Raw genomic sequence first — 18,637 nt, 5'->3', positions numbered from 1 at the left:
AACCTGGCTGTCGTGTTCGGATGGATGCTTCGCCGTCCGCTCTTGGCTTTGGCGCGCTTACACTTACCAGGCTGTGGAACGCCGCACGCCAGATGCGAACTAATTCCCGGTAACGGTTAAGCAGCGACTGTTGAGTCGGGAATTTCGCATATCGAAGCTCAGTGACCCTCGCGCTCGGACAGAGGCACGCCGAACTTAGTCACTTTCAAGAAAGACGCTTTCCACCGTACGAGCAATCGCCAACAATCTTTGATCGAAACCATGCCGAGCTGCCAACATGATTCCGACGGGAACATCACCTCGATCCGGGGCTGGAATCGAGATTGCGCAACCATCGATCAAGTTAATAATCGTACAGTTTCTTAATGCCAGGAGATTTGCGCACCCGTATGCATCATCCTCGTCGAGGCTGCTCAAGGTGGGTGGCACAATTGGAGTGGTCGGCATGATCAATGCATCATACGTAGAAACTGCGCGCTCGACACCGGTGATCAACTTTGTCCGCTGTGCTTTGAGCCTAATGTAATCAAGAGCGCTCTGCTCAGCTCCGCGACGAATTCGAACCGCAACTCTCGGATCCAGTTCTTGCAGCCTGTTCGAGAGAAGGTCGTGATAGAAAGCAAAACTTTCCGCTGCGGCAAAGCCACCCTTCGAGTTCATTCCCGCGATGCTGTCGAACTCAGATATCGTAACGTTCTCGATTATCGCTCCATGTTCGCTTAAGCGATCCAATCCCGATTGAAAGGAAGCCTGAACAACTGGGTCGATGTCCTCGAAAACCACGTTCGTAGGGACTGCGAAATGCAGTCCCTTGAGTGAGATATTGTCGGTGATTCTTTGAGTTTCACTGGAGATGATGGCGTCGATTGTTGTGCAGCACTCTACCGAGCGAGCAATTGATCCGATAGAATCCAGCGATGGAGACAACGGCAGGCAGCCTTCAAGAGGCACGCGGTTCGCCGTCGGTTTGAAGCCAACCAAGCCCGTGAATGCCGCAGGAATGCGGCACGATCCGCCGGTGTCTGTCCCTAGCGCGACATGTGCCATTTGATCGCTTACGGAGATTGCCGCGCCCGACGATGATCCCCCGGGGACACGGCCAACTTGCGGTCCCAAGGATTGAGAGGGGTGCCGTAGTGCGGATTCATCCCCAGGCCCGAGAAGGCGAACTCAGTCATATTCGTTCGGCCGATCACGACGAATCCTGCTTGGCGCAAGCGACCTACGGCTATTGCATCTTTGCGGGCAGGAGTTGCTGTGTTCAGAACACGAGATCCTCCTCGAGTGACTTGTCCCTCGACGTCGAATAAATCCTTTATCGAGATCGGTATGCCTGCATACGGCGTTGGATGGTTCCCGCTACTTCGGAGAGCGTCCATTTTAAACGCTGTGCCAAGCGCTCCTTCTGCATCGACCTCAATAAAGGTTCGAGATCCTTCGCCTCCACTATCCCGAATGCGTTCCAAGCAATCCTCAACGAGCTTGGTCGATCTTGTCCGGCCATTCGCCAGATCGCGTGCAAGCGATGATAAGGTTGGGGCGGGGCTTGTCATGACATGTCCTCGATCATTTCGGCGGGATGCTTGCTTTGAAGCTGCTTGAAGATATTGTCCTGCAGAGAGACTTTGGGTTTGCGTGATTTGAGCACCCGCAACTGTGATGTGCATCATGGCGTCTGCTACAGAACAATTCGATAGAGAGGAATCTAAGTTTCGTCGTTGGATCACACCTCAAGGACAGGGGCGGCATTCAGACGAAGAGGGCTTCGCGGCAGAATCTGGTCGTTATCATCTTTATGTTTCTCTCGCGTGCCCCTGGGCTCATAGAACGATCATTATGCGCGAGCGTAAGGGCCTGCAGGCTCATATTGGTATGTCGGTTGTGCACTGGCGACTCGCCGGTCAGGGCTGGAGTTTCCAAGATGAACAGGGTGTCGTTCCGGATAGCGTGCTCGGAAAGTCGCTTGTGTCCGAGATTTATACAGCCGCGGACGCCAATTATCGCGGGCGCTTCACTGTACCACTGCTGTGGGATCGAAAACGCGAAACAATCGTAAACAATGAATCCTCCGAGATTATTCGGATGATGGATCTGGCATTCGAATCCATCTCGCCCGGTTCGAGTTGTCACTATCCTGAAGCTCATCGCGATGAGATCGATACGATCAATGACCGCGTCTATCGTGGATTGAACGATGGAGTGTACAAAGCCGGATTTGCGCGCACTCAGCATGCGTATGAGTGCGCGTTTAGGGCAGTCGCAGAAACCCTGGAATGGCTCGAAACACGGCTTTCGACGCAACGATACTTGGTGGGCAGTCTTATCACGGAGTCGGATATTCGCTTGTTCACCACGCTCATTCGATTCGATGCCGTGTACTACAGTCATTTTAAGTGCAACTATCGCTTGATCGCCGATTTCCCGGCTCTCTCAGCTTACCTTCGCGACCTGTACCAAAGTCCTGGATTTGGAACGACGGTCGATTTTGAGCATATCAAGCGTCATTATTACGAAAGTCACCTTGGCCTTAATCCGACTGCGATCGTGCCGTTGGGGCCCGCGCTGAATTTCGAAAAGCCCCACCACCGCGAGAAACTTGCTTAGTTGAGCTATTCCGCAGGCAAGTCCCGGATTTTGGATGCATCAGGATTTCATCAGGAGGGAACTGATATTTCCTCCGAGAATGTCGGACCGCTGATCTTCGCTTAGTGCATCCAGCGATTTGATTCGGTCTGTACCGCGTGGATCTAACATTTCAAACGGATAGTCACTGCCATACACGACGCGCGCGGGTCCGACTAACTCGAGCAGGAAAGCTAGAGCTGCATCGTTATGTGTGAGGCTGTCGAAGATGAAATTATTCATAATCTTGGATGGCGGTTCTCGAAGTGACTTCGAGCATGCCGGATGGGCGTGATAGCCACGGTCCATTCGACCGATCTGAAACGGTAGAAAGCCACCGCTGTGGGCTAAGCAAATCTTCAGCCCGGGAAGCTCCTGGAATATACCGCTGAAAAGTAATCGCGCAGCCGCGATTGTTGTATCCACCGGATAAGAAATCAGATTGTTCAGAAAATAATCGCCGGTGCGGTCAAGTCCAACCGGACGCATCGGCGGATGGAGCAATACAAATACTCCAAGATCGCAAATTCGCCGCCATAACGGTCGGAATTCTGGGTGGTCGAGGTCGCGCCCATTGATGTTCGTACCGATCTCAACCGAATTCATGCCGAGGTGTTTCACAATAAACTCGAGTTCATCGATCGCTCGAGCGGCGTCGTTCATGGGAAGAGTGCCCATGCCGATAAATCGATCGGACCAAGGCTGAACATCGGCGGCAAGAGTTTCGTTCTGCAGCCTTGCCCATCGTGCCGCCTCTTCAATGGGAAGATTGTCTCCGGCCATGTCTGTCCATGTCGATACGATCTGAGAACCAATTCCTCGCTCATCCATCTCAGGAAGCCGAACTTCCAGATCGCAAAGCTCCCGAAAAAATGGCCGAAGTAGCGTGCCGTCCTGGAAGCGAATTTGCTGTCTACCGTCAGCTGAGACTTCAACAGCGCTCCCAAAAGCCTTTCCGCGTAGCTCCGCCTCCCGAATGAGTGTCGGAGAAACATAGTGAGCATGCATGTCGACGATCGAAGACATCGTTGGATTCCATGAAATGGCCGCGCAAAGGGACGGCGAAACTCTATCGAAGCCGAATTGTTCGATATCGAAGTATATGTAAAGCCCCTCTTGGTCAACCGAAACCGCCGGTATCGGGGATAGCTTAAAACAAGTGCATTTTTTCAGACCTGTCACCTCGGGTACCGTCTCGCCTCATAATAGGCTTGACATAGTTTGATATCGAAATATCTTCCTGTGAATTATTGGTGCCACGTTCGCGAAGGGTGCCGTCAACCGGGAGGGCAACATGATCCGTCACATCTTTCTTTACAAAGTCGCGCCCCATGCGGACCCAAATGAGATCGTTCGTATTCTCAATGAACTTCCAAAGAAGGTTCCAGGAATTCGGACCTGGACTCTTGGCAAGCACACCGGTGAACCGGGCGCATCCGGCGATCTTTGGGATTACGGACTTGTATGCGACTTCGATGACTTCAAGGGCCTTCAGACCTATTCAGATCATCCGTTCCATATGGAGGTGGTCGAGAAGCTGACTCCTATGTTCTCGGCTCGAGCGGTCTGCGACTACGAGTTCGCGAATGCTTCGGTGAAGTAGGAGGGCGCAATGGGTCTGAAGTACGATACCCCACCTAAAGCAGGCAAAAGTCCTTGGGGTCCAGAGGATCAGAAGGGCCAGCTCAATCGCATTGATTCCAAGTCTCGCGAGACGATTATGGCGAGGATCGATGGCCGCCATGTCTACGATCTGAGTGTCGACTATTTCGTCGGGATGCCGAGTTTTCAGGCGGCGGGAGATCCTGCGTATCAGATGTGGATGACCCATACACCGCGCGGCACGATCGTCGATAACCTCAACGGTCAAGGCGCGCGGAACAACATGTGCTGCGGGTACTCCGGCGACGTCATCTTGATGTACACCCACACCGGCACGCACATCGATTCCTTGAACCACTTTGGTTATGGGCGCGAGATATATAACGGCTACGATGCCGATGAGCATCTCGGGAGCCGTGGTTGGCAGAAGAACGGAAGCGAGCAGATCGTTCCGATCGTTACGCGGGGCGTGTTGCTTGATATTGCCACGCTGCGAGGCGTTGATTGTCTTTCACCGTCTTATGGGGTGACAATCAAAGATTGCCAAGAAGCGATGCAGAAGCAAGGTGTCGACATCCAGGAGGGTGATGTCGTCTTGGTTCGAACAGGCCGAATGCGCTACTGGCCGGATGGGTCGAAGGTTTTCGGTGACAGCCCCGGGATTACGCTAGAGGCCGCGAAGTGGCTAACCGCGCAAAACATCGTTGTCATCGGCGCAGACAACGAAGCAGTGGAGCACACCCCGTCAAGGCACGATGATAACTGGCTGCCAGTACACAATCACTTGCTTACGGAAGCCGGCGTTCCTCAAATTGAATGCTTGAACCTCGAAGAGCTAGCTCGAGACAAGGTTTACGAGTTTGCCTTTATCGGGGCTCCGATTCGATTGCGTGGCGCTACCGGTTCACCGCTTCGGCCGCTTGCGTTTCCGCTCCGGTCATAAAATCGTGGGTAGCGATCTTGCGCCCTTGCTGAAAGGGCAAGGGGCAGACGCTTCAAACATAGGGTTTGTCACTCTCTCTGAATTATTAACGGAAGATGGCCCGTAAGGCTGTGAATCCGTCAGTCACTTGGGAGCAAGCTGTTGGCTGCTGCGGTGGAAAATCTGAGGGTAGAGATATCGCGTATCCGCAAGGTTGACGTGAAGCACCCGGTAATTGCGGTCAAGTTCCTAGGGGAAAATGTCGCATTTGTTCTTGGCGAAGAGCAGGTGGTACTTGTGACGCCTGCGGAACACCAGATTTCAGCTGCGGCTCATGCTGGCGCAATACTATGTGCCGCCAAAACAGCCGATCAGGAAATTCTGACTGGTGGTGATGACGGTCGCGTCGTCCTTACGTCCGCAAGCGGCTCAACGCGGGTGATAGCCACCGATGGCAAGCGCCGTTGGATCGATGCGGTTGCTTCGATGGGTGGGACAGTCTTTGCGTGGTCTGCCGGGAGGCAGGTGTACCTTTCTACCCCGCAGAAAGAAGCGCTATCGATGGAAGTCCCATCGACAGTGACTGGCTTGGCGTTCGGGCCGGACTCCACGCTCGCGATAGCCCACTACGGAGGAGTAACTCTTTGGAGCCCTCATGATCCAAGCGCTCCAGAGCAGCGTCTAGAATACAAGGGCTCGCATGTTGATGTCTGCTTCAGTCCGAGCGGAAATTTTCTCGTGACCAGGATGCGCGAGCCCGCGATCCACGCTTGGCGATTGCGCGATCAGAGAGAAATGCCGATGCATGGCTATGCCGTGCGGGTGCAGTCCGTCGATTGGACTTTTGGCGGCAAATGGCTTGCGAGCAGCGGTTCCCGCTATCTTGTTCTTTGGCCTTTCGAGCAAGCGGAAAATCCGCTCTCCGGTGTTCCAATTCTGCTCGCCGGCTACCGCGCGGAGGCGACGGTCGTGTCGTGCCATCCGCGTGAGGATATCGTGGCAGTCGGCTACGCAGATGGGCTGGTGTTACTCATTCGCATAGAGGATGAGTCCGAAATTCTAATCAAGCAAGCTGGCGCTTCTGCTGTCTCGGCGCTGGCTTGGAATGCTGAGGGAAATTCTCTGGCAATTGCTTGCGGTGACGGGGTGGGCCGCATTGTTAACTTCGCGGAGCTGGGAGGGGCAACGCTTGAAGCTCCTTACCTAGGCACCGAACATCAACCTTTGCAACGCACTGGCTAAGCGGCTGAAACTACAGGCCGAAGCATGGGTCGGCGGATTGTTGACAATGTACAATATGCAATTCTAACCTGATTATCCCTGGACGACGTGTACGACAAAACAAAAACGCAGAATGGGCGGGGGAAGGAACTAAGCCTTGATTGAAATCCAAAATCTCGAAAAGACGTACATGACACGTCAAGGAGATCCAGTTCATGCACTGAGTGACGTGAACCTATCGATACGTCCTGGCGAGTTCATTTCTATTGTGGGGCCGTCGGGGTGCGGCAAGTCGACACTGATGCGCATTCTGGCGGGTCTCGACAAACAGAATAGCGGCACCGCTGCCGTTTCCGGCGAACCAATCCGAGGGCCGCGTCCTGACGTCGGCGTCGTGTTTCAGCAAGCCACTCTGCTGCCCTGGAAAACAGTACTCGAGAACGTTGTTCTGCCTGCCACGCTGCGAGGAATTGATCGCACCGAGAGAGGTCGCGAGCTACTAAGCATGGTCTCTCTATCAGGCTTTGCGGAGAAGTACCCCTTCGAACTCTCTGGCGGAATGCAGCAGCGTGTTGCTATCTGCCGGGCGCTGGTCTGCGATCCCGACATTCTCCTGATGGACGAACCATTCGGTGCATTAGATGCGATCACGCGCGAACAGATGAATATCGAGCTCGCACGCATCCAGGCTGATCAGAAAAAGAGCGTCGTCTTTATTACTCACAGCATTCCGGAAGCAGTGTTTCTTGGCGACAGAGTTGTTGTGATGTCCCCGCGCCCGGGACGCATCTCAGATGTGCTGGAGATCGATATCCAGCGTCCGCGCACACTGGAGACGATGGCTCTTCCGCAGTTCGCCGCGCTATGCGCAAAGCTTCGCTTCCTATTTGCGGCTGACGCTAGCGCAGCACATCTTTAAGGCGACACAAATGATCTCGACTCCGGAAAGAATTAAGCAGATCGCTCTCTTCCTCGTTTTCGTAGGAGCATGGGAAGCTATTGCAAGAGCGGGCTTGCTCCCTGCTATCGTGCTGCCGGCTCCAAGTGCGATTATGGCACGAGGTTATGATCTGTTCGCTAGCGGGGAGATCTGGCCCCATCTGGTGGCGACAACAATTGAAGTTCTATTAGGTTTCGCCCTTGGTGTTGCGGCCGGGTTCATGTTCGGCGTCTTCGTCGCACTTCTTCCGTCTGTCGAGAAGTACGTTTATCCCTATATCGTCGCCTTGCAGACCGTTCCTAAGGTGGCGATAGCGCCGCTCTTCCTTATCTGGTTCGGCTACGGAATCACTTCGAAAGTGGTGATCGCCGCGTTGGTCTGCTTCTTTCCTGTGCTCGTCGCCGTGATGTCAGCTCTCCACACGACCGATCGAGATCAGTTGAATATGATGAGGGCGTTCGGAGCATCTCGGTGGCAGATCTTTCGTCATCTGCGGGCCTATGCGGCGATGCCGACGATTTTTGCGGGTATTGAGATCGCATCCGTTTTCGCTGTCATCGGGGCTCTGGTGGGCGAGTTTGTCGGAGCGCAAGAGGGCCTCGGCCATCTCATTACTACCTTCAACTTCAACATTGATGTGGCTGGAGTGTTTGCCGTCCTGATCGTGCTTTCACTTCTTGGGACGATACTTCATGGGCTCGTAAGGCTCGTAAGTCGGCGCACTGTTTTCTGGATCCGATCGGATCGAGTGAACATCGTATAACAGAAGGAGGATGATATGCGCTTTCTGAAGGCATTGTTGGTTGGACTATCGACGGCAGTAGCAGTGCAGTTTGGTGCGGCGGCATCCGCCCAGCAGCCCGTTAAGTTCCACGCGCTGTTGCCCATCCCGAATTTCGATGAGTCCTTCGCGCCTGTCGCCGTCGCGCTGCAGCTTGGCTATTTCAAGCAAGAAGGACTCGACGTCACAATTACAGCCGTGAACGGTTCGAAAGAGGTAGCAATTCAGGTTTCCGCTGGAAATGCGGATGCCGGCCTTGCGTCTCCTGCTGACGCAATCATCGGTATGCAGACTGGAAAAGATCTGAATGTGCAATACTACTCGAACCTTTATTACCGTAACATCTGGCCGATTTCCGTTGTCGACAACAGCCCGATTACTTCGGTCAAAGAGCTCAAAGGAAAGAAGATCGGCGTGTTGTCCATGGGCAGCACCGGTATCACCTTCGGACGCGCCTACGTAAAGGATGCCGGTCTCAATCCTCAGACGGATGTGTCATTCATCCCTATCGGGGCGGGCGCTCAGGCGCTCACGGCAATACGTCAGGGGGTCGTCCAAGCCCTCGTCTTCAACGATTCTGCGTTGGCGAAGTTTGGAGTGTTGGGGCTGAAGACGCGTCTGCTTTCAGTGAGCGACGAAATGCAGAATCTTCCCGACACCAGCATTCTTGCTAGGCCAGAGAACCTTAAGTCGAAACGCGCGCAATACGTCGGCTTCGCTCGCGCGATCGCCAAGGGGTACCTGTTCACGATCACGAACCCGCTGGCCGCTGTTAAGTTGACATGGCAACTCAAGCCCGAAGCTCAACCGAAAAATATGTCACCCGAAGAGGCCTTGAAACAAGGCGTGGCTGTCACGGAAGCGCGCATGGCGATCTGGAGCTCTCCGAAGACCAATGGAGTTAGCGGTGCCTTTGTTGATTCTGACTGGAAGAATTTGGTCGCCTTTCTGAAGGATGATGGATCTCTGCAGGAAGACGTGCCGCTAAGCCGAATCTATACCAATGCGTTGTCGGCCGACATCAACCAATTCGACAAACAAGCGATCATAAAGCAGGCGACCGAATTCACGTTTCCGTCGTCGAAGTAGAGTGCTGAAGGCACACAAGAATAGAGTTGGTCACCGATGAAGCTTCCATCTTTCGACTACGTTGTCCCCAAGACGCTCAATGATGCGGTCGCATTGCTGAACAAGCATTCCGGAGATGCCAAGATTATCGCAGGTGGTCAAAGCCTGCTTCCGATCATGGCCTTCAGGCTTGCGGCGCCGGCTCTACTGGTCGACATCAGGGAGATCCCTGATCTCCGGCGCATTCAAGTTCAGCCTGACGGCCTTCACTTGGGTCCACTGGTACGCTGGCGCGACTTGGAATGCAGCGAAGACGTAGCGAAATGTCAGCCGCTTCTTCGGAGCGCGGTTGCTAATATTGCGCATTACCAGGTCCGCAATAGGGGGACGGTTGGGGGGTCGCTTGCGCATGCCGATCCAGCTGCAGAATTCCCCTGCATCGCAGTGACATGTGATGCCATCGTAACCCTCCACGGATCCTACGGATCTCGGACGGTAGCTGCCGACGACTTTCTTGTAGGAGAACTGGAGACCGTTCTGCAGCCCGACGAGGTCATCACAGATATCCACTTCCCCGTTTGGCCAAATCGGCGCCGAAGCGCCTTCATCGAATTCTCGAAGCGCAGAGGGGATTTCGCTTTGGGTGGCGTGGCAGCATACTTGGATGTTGATCAGGATGGCACTGTATCAAAATGCGCTATCGGAATGATGGGCGCTTCGCCGCGTGCCCAACGTCTATCGACAGTTGAGGCGATGCTGGTTGGCTCTCAGCCAAATGAAGGTCTCATGCGATCCGCCGGCATTGCGGCAAGTGACCTCGTAAATCCGCAGCATGATATTCATGCGAGCAGAAACTATCGAAAGGCCCTGATTGGTACGCTGGTCGAGCGTGCGTTGACAGCAGCGATGAATGAGACTTACGCGGGGACAGCACAATGAATGTTGAATTCACCCTAAATGGAACGGCTGTCAAAATAGATGTGGAGCCACGTACGACGCTGGCGGATTGTTTGCGTCACATCGTTCGTAAGACCGGAACCCATCTTGCTTGCGAGCACGGCGTCTGCGGCGCTTGTACGGTTATAATGAATGGGGACGCTATCCGTTCATGCCTCACGCTTGCCGTTCAAGCAAGCAACAGTGAAATCACAACGGTTGAGGGTCTGACAGCTGACGAAACGTTGTCGCCTCTTCAATCCTCGTTCAAAAAGCACAACGCGTTGCAATGTGGGTTCTGCACGCCTGGCATGTTGACGACCGCGCACGCTCTTCTCTCACAAGAACCCGACGCGGATGAAAAACGCATCAGGGAAGTCATTTCCGGGAATCTTTGCCGGTGCACTGGCTACATTCCGATCATCGAAGCGGTGCTCGACGCAAAGCCGTTTTACATCAAACAGAGTGACGTGTGATGAATCAACGTAATACGATTGTTGGCGCACCGATTGAGCGGGTTGAGGACTATCGCTTCCTTCGCGGGGAAGGGGTCTATGTTGATGACCTGGATCTTCCCAACCAGCTTCACGCCGTGATCCTCCGTAGCTCGGTTGCCCACGGCCGGATACGAAACATTGACGCATCAGCGGCTCTAGAAATCCCCGGCGTTTGTGCGGTCGTCACTGCAAAGGACATTGGAGAGCAAATTCCGGTCATCCCAATGCGGTTGCAGCCTCTCGAGGAGGTTAAGCCGTATCGTCAGCCGGTGATCGCCCATCAGAAGGTCCGATACGTTGGAGAACCGGTGGCGGTGATCCTGGCAGACAGTGCTGCTATCGCCGAGGACGCGCTCCAATCGGTTGTCGTGGAAATCGATGAACTTCCAATTGTCCATGATTACGTCGAGTCCAGCGCGGACAACACACTGCTATTTGAATCGATGGGGACGAACCTCGGGAAACGGTTTACCGGAAAAAAGGGGGACGTGGATAAGGCGTTTGCCCAGGCGGACTACGTTCGACGTGAGAAGCTTTCGGTCCAGCGTCATATGGCGTTGCCACTTGAGCTTCGAGGCCTGTTGGCGGTGTGGAATAGCCAACTAGAGCAGATGAAAGTCTACGGCGCGGGCAAGGTGTTGTTCTTTAACCGTCGCGCGCTGGCGGCGATGATGCGCATCGAAGAATCGCAAATAGAGCTGGTCGAGAACGATATCGGTGGAGGGTTCGGGGCGCGAGGCGAGTTTTATCCAGAAGATTTTCTTATTCCATTCTCCTCCAGACTTACCGGTCGTCCCGTCAAATGGAGCGAGGATCGCCGCGAGAATCTGATGGCGCTGAATCACGCCCGTGAGATGTACGCAGATCTCGAAATTGCATGTAGTCGGGACGGTATCATCCTGGGCATCCGTGGCTCAGTCGATGTGGATTGTGGTGCCTACTTTCGCTCCAACGGCCTGACGCCTCCGCGAAATGTCGCTCAATTTACGTCAGGACCTTATAAAATTGAGAACATCCTCATCGATTCAAATGCGCTGGTCACCAATAAAACGCCGTGCGGCACCTACCGGGCGCCCGGTCGTTTTGAGGGTAGTTTCTTCGTCGAACGAATGGTTGAAATTGCAGCGCGAGAGTTGCGTCTTGATCCGGTCGATATGCGCAGAAGAAACCTGATTCCTGAAGGAGCGATGCCGTATCCATTGGCAACGATGCAACACATCGATCCCTACACAGATACGGACTGTGATAGCGGGGACTACAGTCTCACCTTTGAACGATGTCTTAAGGAGTTCAATTGGGAAGAAAAAGTAAAGCTCCAGGGGCGGCTGATTGACGGACGCTATCATGGTGTTTCCGTCGGTGCGTTCATCGAAGGAGGTGCGGCTGGCCCACGTGAGGCTGCACGCATTGCAATCGAGGACAACGGAACCATCGGTGTATACGTCGGGTCCTCGGCCCTTGGCCAAGGCCTGGAGACGGTGCTCGGGCAAATCGCAGCTGATGCCATCGGAGTGCCCTTCGATCGCATAAAGATCTTTCACGGTTCGACGAGCTATGTAACGGAAGGCTTCGGATCCTATCACTCGCGATCGACCGTTGTTGGAGGTTCCGCGATCGTTGTGGCCGCAAAAGACTTCCAAGACGCACTAAAAGTCGCGGCCGCCAAACGGCTGGACTGCGATCAGTCTGAAATCGAGATCGAAGGATTCGACGTGGTCGGGCCGCGTCATCGGAGAATCGGAATTTCAGAATTTTATCGAGACGGTATTTCCATCGAACGTAGCTTCGCGAATACAAAGCACACCTATGCTTATGGAGCACATTGTGCGCATGTCGCGGTCGATCCCGGGACTGGTCACGTCGAGATGCTCGATTACGTCGCGGTTGAGGACGTCGGCAAGATTATCAATCCTTTGACGCTTCACGGTCAGGTCATCGGCGCCGTGGTCCAGGGGCTCGGAAGCGCTTTCATGGAGCATCTCCAATACGATGAGCATGGGCAGTTGCTTACGGGCTCTCTTGCGGATTACGTGATCCCGAGTGCCGATGACTTCCCTTGCATTCGGGGTTTCTCGATGGAAACGCACCCGTGCCCAAATAATCCGTTGGGTGCAAAGGGGGCTGGGGAGGGCGGTATCATTGCTGTAGGCGGTGTCGCCGCCAATGCTGTGTCAGCCGCGCTAAGTTCATTAGGTGTTGATGTGACTTCACTTCCAATGACGCCGCCCAATATTTGGGAATTGATTGATCAAAAGCAAAAATTGGTCTCTCTCCCAGGAAAGAAATAACCGCAGGCATATTCAATGGATATTCGCACTAAACCGAAGCGAGCTCCAAAATCGTCGGCGTCGGCTCCGCGTCAGAACACTGATGAGTTGGCGATACTGCAGTCGAGGTCTCTACGGCAGGCAGTTCAAGAAACGATACTGAATCTCATACTAAACGGTGCGATTCAGTCGGGCGAACGATTGAATGAATTCGAGCTTGCGGCGCGTCTGAAAATCAGTCGCGGACCAGTTCGGGAAGCCTTTCGTGCTCTAGAGGGCGCAGGTCTTCTTTATTCGACGAAGAATCGCGGGGTTTTTGTTCGCGATATCTCTCCGGAAGAAGCTGAAGATCTGTACAACGTTCGAGCTTGCTTGGAGGCGTTCGCCTGCAGACTACTAGCGCCCAAAATAACGGTTGAACAAGTCCGAGAGCTTGAACAGATCGTCGATGGAATGGCGCCGGCTTACGAGCGACAGGATGTGAATGAATTCTATCCGCGGAATGTTCACTTCCACAATCGCATTGTCGAAATGGCAAACAGCCCGAAGCTCGTGGCACTCTATCGAAACCTCATCAATGAGATTCACCTGATCAGTCGCCGCGGCCTGGCGCGGGATGGCGGTCGCCTTACCAAGAGCCTAGAGCACCGCGCGATCGTCGCCGCATTGAAGAAGCATGACGCCAGCAAAGCCGAAAACCTGATGAGCAAGCATATCACAGAGAGCGGTCAGCGCTTCACTAAGCCAACAACAAAGCCAAATTCTCGGGTGAAACTCAAAACAAGGAAAACGAAGAAGCCATGATTATCGACTTTGAGCATCATTTCACTCCTCGTGAGTTTGTTGACAAGGACGTTGGAACCGCACCGCGTACGCAATTCGACGAGAACGGTGCCCCGAGCTATACCTTTCATTCGATGCTCTATGATCTCGACGAGCACGTCCGAATGATGGACATCGCCGGCATCGATGCCGCGCTGCTGACCAGTGCCGCCGGCATGGTTTCTGAGGTCGAGCGCTGTCGGAAGGTCAATGACGCGACCAAAAAAGCGGGACAGGACTACCCGAATAGGTTCATTGGATGTGCTCATATCGATCCGCTGGGCGGAGCTGAACACTTCAAGGAATTGTCGCGTTGCTTTGACGATCTTGGGTTCCACGGTGCAATCATCGCTTCTGAAGTGAAGGGTCTTTATATCGACTCTCCGCTCTACGAGCCGTTTTGGAAGGAGATGGCGCGACTAAATCAGTTCGTCTTTCTGCACCCAGCGCTCAAGTTGAACGACTCTCGACAGTTCGACGGCTATGATATGTCGCGCTCGGTGGGCCGCGAATTCTCCTTGATCATGGCACTTATTCGCATGATTAACTCCGGCGTGTTCGATCGTTATCCCGAGTTGACAGTTCATATTTCTCATCTTGGCGGTAATGTCGCCTCTCTCCTTGGCCGCATCAGGATGTACCAAGACAAGGAGTATTGGGGAACGACTGGCAATGAGCGTCACGGCCGAAAGGCTGATAAGCCATTCGATTACTACCTGACCCGAAATTTTGTTTACAATACTGCAGGGATAGGTGGAGCGATGAAGCCTCTGCAGGCGGCTCTGATCGAATTTCCTGCTGATCGTATTGTTTTCGCTACGGACTATCCGCAAGAAGTGCGAGATCCGAACAACGTCCGGACGTTTATCGAAAACATCCGCGCAATGGGTGCTGCGGGTCAGAGTATTCTGACCGACAACATTTCGCTGCTAATCAAAAAGCACTGAGATGACCTCAAGAAGCGCAGTCAGTTAGAAACGGGGGCGTTCTAACCGATTTCGCTGCCCCTTGGCTCTGCCAAGGGGCAGTTTCTATAACCGCTACTCCGCTATGCGCGCTATCGATACTTTGGGTTTCGTGCAAGCGATAAGCCCTATAGGGCCTTAGCCCCGCATTTCCGGCAGGGCTGCCCGAACGGCCTTGATGATATTCTGGTATCCCGTACAGCGACACAAATTCGATGAGATCGCTTCGATGATTTCGTCATCGGTAAGGGCAGGCTCTGATTCGACAACGCCGACGATTAACATCAAGAAACCTGGTGTGCAGAATCCGCACTGAAGACCGTGATGATCAATGAACGATTGCTGCAAGGGATGAAGCTTATCGTTCTTGGCCAAACCTTCAACCGTACGGACTTCTTTGCCTTCCGCCTGACAGGCAAACATCAGGCAAGATCGTACAGGCTGCCCATCAACGAGAACGGTGCAGCTACCGCAAACACCGTGTTCACATCCAAGATGCGTTCCTGTTAAGCCGCAGTCTTGGCGCAGCGCATCGGCAAGAATCCGACGCTCCTCCACGTTAATCACATGCTTCTTGTTGTTAACCGAGAGGGTGATTTCAGTAAATGTGCTCATAGCCCTCTGGCCTCCCTGAGCGCAGCGTATACCCGGCGTGGGCTCGCAGGGATTGCGTTGATGCTGGCACCAAATGGAGCCAACGCGTCATTTATGGCGTTAAGAATAGCTGCTGGTGGGCCGATCGCTCCGCCCTCACCTAACCCTTTTGCCTTGGTTATGGAAGCACTCGTCCATGTCTCGACATGGCCGATTTCGATCGCAGGAATGTCCAGAGACGTCGGGGGTAGAAAATCTGCAAGGGTCGTCGTAAGGACGTTTCCAGTATCGTCATACACAACTTCTTCTAAGAGCGCATTGGCGATACCCTGAGCGACGCCGCCGTGAATCTGACCGTCAACAATCATCGGATTTATCAGGCGACCAGCGTCCTCCATGACGACAAAACGCTCAATTGCTACCTGTCCCGTCTCAATGTCCACCCTCACGATTGCGGCATGGCATGCGTTAGAGAACGTGCCACCAGGATCATAAGTCGCTGTTTCGTTCAGGCCTGGCTCGATCGTTTTGGGGAGACGCGGTGCCTGATGGTAGGCAGTGCGCGCGAGATCCGCGACCGAAATTAAGCGATCGGTTCCTTTTACTTTTGCAACGCCTGCCTCGATGACTATGTCCTCAGCCGATGTCTCCAGGAGATGGCTGGCGATCGTTCTCAGCTTGCCGTTCAGCTTTTGAGCGGCGAGTTTGCTCGCGCCGCCTGTGATTACCAGAGATCGGCTCGCAAAGGTGCCCCATCCGTATGGTGTGCGATCCGTATCCCCATGCACCACCGTAATTTTGTCGGGTGAGATGCCGATTTCATCGGCGATGATTTGGGACAGTGTGGTGCGTAACCCCTGACCGTGGGGGCTTGCTCCTACCCGTGCTTCGACAAATCCGGACGGATCCATCGATATTTGAGCCTGCTCCCAACCCATCGTGAACTGCATTTTTCTTGCCGCGAATGCGGGCGTGCCAAAACCAGTCCGTTCCGAGAATGTAGCAAAACCCACACCAAGATACTCGCCGTTGGCTCGGGCTTTCAGCTGTCGATCTCGAAACTCAGGGATATTGATAGCGGTTACCGCCATTTCCATCGTTTCGGCGTAGGTGGCCTCGTCGAATGTCAATCCCGTAACCGATTTATACGGAAACTGACGGATGAGATTACGACGGCGTAGCTCTGTTGGCTCTAGGCCAAAAGCAATTGCCGCGTTGTCGAATAGTCGTTCCATCGCAAGAACGACCATTGGTCGAGCGACGCCACGATAGGGCGCCATCGGACACGTGTTGGTCGCGATACCTCGAGAGCGACAGCGGTAGTTTTGGAAGTCGTAGACGCCTGGCATTTCATTTAATGCCATAAGAGGCTCTACGGCGAAGCTCGTGGGAAAAGAGGAGTAAGCGCCGACATTGACCCGTATATCGGCGTCCACCGCCAGCAGTTTACCCTGAGCGTCAAACGAACCTTCGAGGCTTAATTCTGCGTCTCGAGCATGGAATCCGGCTAGCAAATTTTCGCGGCGATCTTCGTTCCACGCAACTGACGTACCGAAATGAACAGCGAGCCACGCGATAACCGGGAACTCAGGTGGAAGAGTTGCTTTTTGCCCGAAACCGCCGCCGACATCCGGCGCGATGACTCGAAGCTTTGCTTCCGGCCTGCCTAGCAAATCAGAGATGATGGTTCGAAATAGATGCGGTGATTGTGTTGTGCAGGTCAACGTAACCCGATCGGAGAGTCGATCATAAGCCGCATGCGCCTGGCGTGGTTCTAGGGGTAAAGCCGCTTCACGATATGTGCGAACATCCGAGCGCACCTTCTTATAAACGTTCTCAGGCGCCGGCCCTGACGAGAATTGGCCATCGACGACTGTATTGCCCGCGACGTGCGGATGAACGAGGGGCGAATCTTCGGACAAGGCCTCCGCCACTGTCACCACGGGCGTTATTTCAGTGATGTCGATCTCGACTTGGTCTGCCGCGTCCTCCGCAGCTTCCATGGAGTCGGCCAGAACAACGGCGATCGGCTCGCCGACGAAGCGAACGTAGTCGGTTGCCAACAGCGGTTGTTCAACAGGAATGTAGTTGTAGTTTTGCAGTACAATCCGAATTGGATTGACCCCTGCGAGGTCTTTAGCAGTGATTAACTTCACACCGTCTGGAGCGCTGATTTTTACGATCTTGCCTGAGGCCAAGGGACTGCGAACAAACCTGGCGAAAAGATCTGCTTTTAGATCTGCCGTGAAGACGCCCTTGCCGGTTACAAGCGGCAAGTCTTCAACCCGCTTTATCGGCTGTCCAATCCATGCTTTGGAATCGGCTCCATTTCCCTTACTCATGCCAATGACTCCGATGCGGCAGACTCCAGGGCGCGATGTATGACCACCTTCACGAGGTCGCGCCGATATTGTTCGTCAGCCTGGAGATCCTCCATCGGCTCGATAGTGGACGCCGCAATTTCAGCTGCGTTGCGAAAGAGTTCGCTCGTCGGCTGCTTGCCTTCGAGTGATTGTTCTGCTTCTGCTATGCGGCGAGGCTTAGCTTCAGCTCCGCCAAGTCCAATGCGGGGATTCACAATTGACCCGTGCGATAACTCATAAGAAACGAGCGACATGGCAATCGCATAGTCACCGGGGCGACGGGCAAACTCGTAAAAGCCCCAGCGCGCCTGCTCAGACAAGAGAGGGACATGTGCACCGACGATCATCTCGTCGGATTCAAGGCTTGTCGCCATGAGGCCTTCAAACAATTCATCAGCTGCGATCTCCCTCCTGCCTCGGAGGCTCTCAGCAATGACAGAAGCGCCTAGTGTTGCCGCCACCATGCACCACTCGGATGACGGATCGGCATGGGCGAGACTTCCGCAAAACGTGCCGCGCGTACGGATGGGAAAATGTGCGATGTGGTGCATCACTCGCCTGAGCAATGGACCCGTTGGGCCGGGCGCAACCGGTTGAGCAAATTGCGCGTGACGGACCAGCGGGTCGACAACGAGGACACCATTCTCGACGCGCGTTTGGCCGAGTCCCTCAATCTCATTTATGTCGATTAGGTTGGCAGGCTGGGCCATCCTAAATGCCATCATCGGGACCAAGCTCTGGCCACCCGCCAGTACGCGGCAATCGTCAGCCTGAAGATCACTTAAGAGGGTGATAGCCTCCTGCAGGGTGCGAGGCACATGGCGTTTAAATATTGGGGATTTCATACTTTAATTCCCACCTTGCTTCATGTCCGGTGATGGGAGTAGCTCCTGGACGGAGTAGAACTAGCACCTTAAATTTCGCAAGTAAATAGTTCGATATCGAACTATACTGGTGTAATTAGCCATTAACGTCTATCATTCGTCCGATAATGCTGTGCACCCTGAATGGGCGTCGCAACGCTTCAATCGACCCAG

General features: G+C 54.0%; 16 protein-coding genes and 1 pseudogene. 12 read left to right on the top strand and 5 right to left on the bottom strand.

Annotated features, from left to right (window positions below; genetic code table 11):
* Positions 1-195: 195 nt before the first annotated feature.
* Positions 196-1,553, bottom strand: a pseudogene (locus ACP0KA_RS08900) (amidase).
* Positions 1,554-1,668: 115 nt separating this feature from the next.
* Between ACP0KA_RS08900 and ACP0KA_RS08895 the strand changes: the two are divergent.
* On the top strand, positions 1,669-2,604 hold the full coding sequence (locus ACP0KA_RS08895) for a glutathione S-transferase family protein (RefSeq protein WP_424628454.1): 936 nt from the start codon (positions 1,669-1,671) through the stop codon (positions 2,602-2,604).
* Positions 2,605-2,643: 39 nt separating this feature from the next.
* Here the strand turns inward: ACP0KA_RS08895 and ACP0KA_RS08890 are convergent, their stop codons facing one another.
* Positions 2,644-3,648, bottom strand: a complete 1,005-nt coding sequence (locus tag ACP0KA_RS08890; protein WP_424628453.1) for an amidohydrolase family protein — start codon at positions 3,646-3,648, stop codon at positions 2,644-2,646.
* A 268-nt stretch (positions 3,649-3,916) separates the two neighbouring features.
* On the opposite strand from ACP0KA_RS08890, the gene ACP0KA_RS08885 reads away from it, so the two are divergent.
* The 11 genes from ACP0KA_RS08885 (at position 3,917) to ACP0KA_RS08835 (ending at position 14,625) form a co-directional block, all read left to right on the top strand.
* On the top strand, positions 3,917-4,225 hold the full coding sequence (locus ACP0KA_RS08885) for a Dabb family protein (RefSeq protein WP_424628452.1): 309 nt from the start codon (positions 3,917-3,919) through the stop codon (positions 4,223-4,225).
* Between the two features lie 9 nt (positions 4,226-4,234).
* Positions 4,235-5,167, top strand: coding sequence for a cyclase family protein (locus tag ACP0KA_RS08880; protein ID WP_424628451.1), 933 nt, complete (start codon positions 4,235-4,237; stop codon positions 5,165-5,167).
* Between the two features lie 141 nt (positions 5,168-5,308).
* The gene (locus tag ACP0KA_RS08875) at positions 5,309-6,388 is read left to right on the top strand and encodes a WD40 repeat domain-containing protein (RefSeq protein ID WP_424628450.1); all 1,080 of its coding nucleotides are present in this window, start codon (positions 5,309-5,311) and stop codon (positions 6,386-6,388) included.
* Between the two features lie 169 nt (positions 6,389-6,557).
* Positions 6,558-7,286 (top strand): ABC transporter ATP-binding protein, encoded by a 729-nt coding sequence (locus ACP0KA_RS08870; protein WP_424631525.1) that lies wholly within the window; start codon positions 6,558-6,560, stop codon positions 7,284-7,286.
* A gap of 10 nt (positions 7,287-7,296) precedes the next feature.
* On the top strand, positions 7,297-8,070 hold the full coding sequence (locus tag ACP0KA_RS08865; protein WP_424628449.1) for an ABC transporter permease: 774 nt from the start codon (positions 7,297-7,299) through the stop codon (positions 8,068-8,070).
* 15 nt (positions 8,071-8,085) lie between these two features.
* On the top strand, positions 8,086-9,177 hold the full coding sequence (locus tag ACP0KA_RS08860) for an ABC transporter substrate-binding protein (protein WP_424628448.1): 1,092 nt from the start codon (positions 8,086-8,088) through the stop codon (positions 9,175-9,177).
* 36 nt (positions 9,178-9,213) lie between these two features.
* Positions 9,214-10,095: an FAD binding domain-containing protein gene (locus ACP0KA_RS08855; RefSeq protein WP_424628447.1), complete on the top strand. Its 882-nt coding sequence runs from the start codon at positions 9,214-9,216 to the stop codon at positions 10,093-10,095.
* Complete coding sequence (locus ACP0KA_RS08850) at positions 10,092-10,568, top strand: (2Fe-2S)-binding protein (RefSeq protein ID WP_424628446.1); 477 nt, start codon at positions 10,092-10,094, stop codon at positions 10,566-10,568. The genes ACP0KA_RS08855 and ACP0KA_RS08850 overlap by 4 nt, the downstream gene beginning before the upstream one ends.
* A complete protein-coding gene (locus ACP0KA_RS08845; protein WP_424628445.1) occupies positions 10,568-12,877 on the top strand; it encodes a xanthine dehydrogenase family protein molybdopterin-binding subunit in 2,310 nt (769 codons plus the stop codon). Before ACP0KA_RS08850 ends, ACP0KA_RS08845 begins: the two co-directional genes overlap by 1 nt.
* Positions 12,878-12,892: 15 nt before the next feature.
* The gene (locus ACP0KA_RS08840) at positions 12,893-13,660 is read left to right on the top strand and encodes an FCD domain-containing protein (protein WP_424628444.1); all 768 of its coding nucleotides are present in this window, start codon (positions 12,893-12,895) and stop codon (positions 13,658-13,660) included.
* Positions 13,657-14,625, top strand: coding sequence for an amidohydrolase family protein (locus tag ACP0KA_RS08835; protein ID WP_424628443.1), 969 nt, complete (start codon positions 13,657-13,659; stop codon positions 14,623-14,625). The genes ACP0KA_RS08840 and ACP0KA_RS08835 overlap by 4 nt, the downstream gene beginning before the upstream one ends.
* 156 nt (positions 14,626-14,781) lie before the next feature.
* Here ACP0KA_RS08835 and ACP0KA_RS08830 read toward each other — a convergent pair whose 3' ends face one another.
* From ACP0KA_RS08830 to ACP0KA_RS08820, 3 genes are read right to left on the bottom strand one after another with little or no spacing between them, the layout of a single operon-like run.
* Positions 14,782-15,258, bottom strand: coding sequence for a (2Fe-2S)-binding protein (locus ACP0KA_RS08830; protein WP_424628442.1), 477 nt, complete (start codon positions 15,256-15,258; stop codon positions 14,782-14,784).
* Positions 15,255-17,579: a xanthine dehydrogenase family protein molybdopterin-binding subunit gene (locus tag ACP0KA_RS08825; RefSeq protein ID WP_424628441.1), complete on the bottom strand. Its 2,325-nt coding sequence runs from the start codon at positions 17,577-17,579 to the stop codon at positions 15,255-15,257. Before ACP0KA_RS08825 ends, ACP0KA_RS08830 begins: the two co-directional genes overlap by 4 nt.
* Entirely contained in the window at positions 17,576-18,445 is an 870-nt protein-coding gene (locus ACP0KA_RS08820; protein ID WP_424628440.1) for an FAD binding domain-containing protein, read from the bottom strand. Before ACP0KA_RS08820 ends, ACP0KA_RS08825 begins: the two co-directional genes overlap by 4 nt.
* Positions 18,446-18,637 lie beyond the last annotated feature (192 nt).

The sequence above is a fragment of the Bradyrhizobium sp. SYSU BS000235 genome (genome assembly GCF_049747295.1).
Classification (GTDB): domain Bacteria; phylum Pseudomonadota; class Alphaproteobacteria; order Rhizobiales; family Xanthobacteraceae; genus Afipia.
The sequence above is the reverse complement of the archived record's forward strand: the minus strand, read 5'-3'. Positions and strand labels throughout refer to the sequence as shown.

Excerpts from the sequence above, each read along its gene's own strand:
- ACP0KA_RS08855 (WP_424628447.1), top strand. The coding sequence starts at position 9,214 with ATGAAGCTTCCATCTTTCGACTACGTTGTCCCCAAGACGCTCAATGAT.
- ACP0KA_RS08885 (WP_424628452.1), top strand. The coding sequence starts at position 3,917 with ATGATCCGTCACATCTTTCTTTACAAAGTCGCGCCCCATGCGGACCCA.
- ACP0KA_RS08890 (WP_424628453.1), bottom strand. The coding sequence starts at position 3,648 with ATGTCTTCGATCGTCGACATGCATGCTCACTATGTTTCTCCGACACTC.
- ACP0KA_RS08860 (WP_424628448.1), top strand. The coding sequence starts at position 8,086 with ATGCGCTTTCTGAAGGCATTGTTGGTTGGACTATCGACGGCAGTAGCA.
- ACP0KA_RS08825 (WP_424628441.1), bottom strand. The coding sequence starts at position 17,579 with ATGAGTAAGGGAAATGGAGCCGATTCCAAAGCATGGATTGGACAGCCG.
- ACP0KA_RS08870 (WP_424631525.1), top strand. The coding sequence starts at position 6,558 with ATGACACGTCAAGGAGATCCAGTTCATGCACTGAGTGACGTGAACCTA.
- ACP0KA_RS08850 (WP_424628446.1), top strand. The coding sequence starts at position 10,092 with ATGAATGTTGAATTCACCCTAAATGGAACGGCTGTCAAAATAGATGTG.
- ACP0KA_RS08845 (WP_424628445.1), top strand. The coding sequence starts at position 10,568 with ATGAATCAACGTAATACGATTGTTGGCGCACCGATTGAGCGGGTTGAG.
- ACP0KA_RS08865 (WP_424628449.1), top strand. The coding sequence starts at position 7,297 with ATGATCTCGACTCCGGAAAGAATTAAGCAGATCGCTCTCTTCCTCGTT.
- ACP0KA_RS08895 (WP_424628454.1), top strand. The coding sequence starts at position 1,669 with ATGGCGTCTGCTACAGAACAATTCGATAGAGAGGAATCTAAGTTTCGT.
- ACP0KA_RS08830 (WP_424628442.1), bottom strand. The coding sequence starts at position 15,258 with ATGAGCACATTTACTGAAATCACCCTCTCGGTTAACAACAAGAAGCAT.
- ACP0KA_RS08835 (WP_424628443.1), top strand. The coding sequence starts at position 13,657 with ATGATTATCGACTTTGAGCATCATTTCACTCCTCGTGAGTTTGTTGAC.
- ACP0KA_RS08880 (WP_424628451.1), top strand. The coding sequence starts at position 4,235 with ATGGGTCTGAAGTACGATACCCCACCTAAAGCAGGCAAAAGTCCTTGG.
- ACP0KA_RS08840 (WP_424628444.1), top strand. The coding sequence starts at position 12,893 with ATGGATATTCGCACTAAACCGAAGCGAGCTCCAAAATCGTCGGCGTCG.
- ACP0KA_RS08820 (WP_424628440.1), bottom strand. The coding sequence starts at position 18,445 with ATGAAATCCCCAATATTTAAACGCCATGTGCCTCGCACCCTGCAGGAG.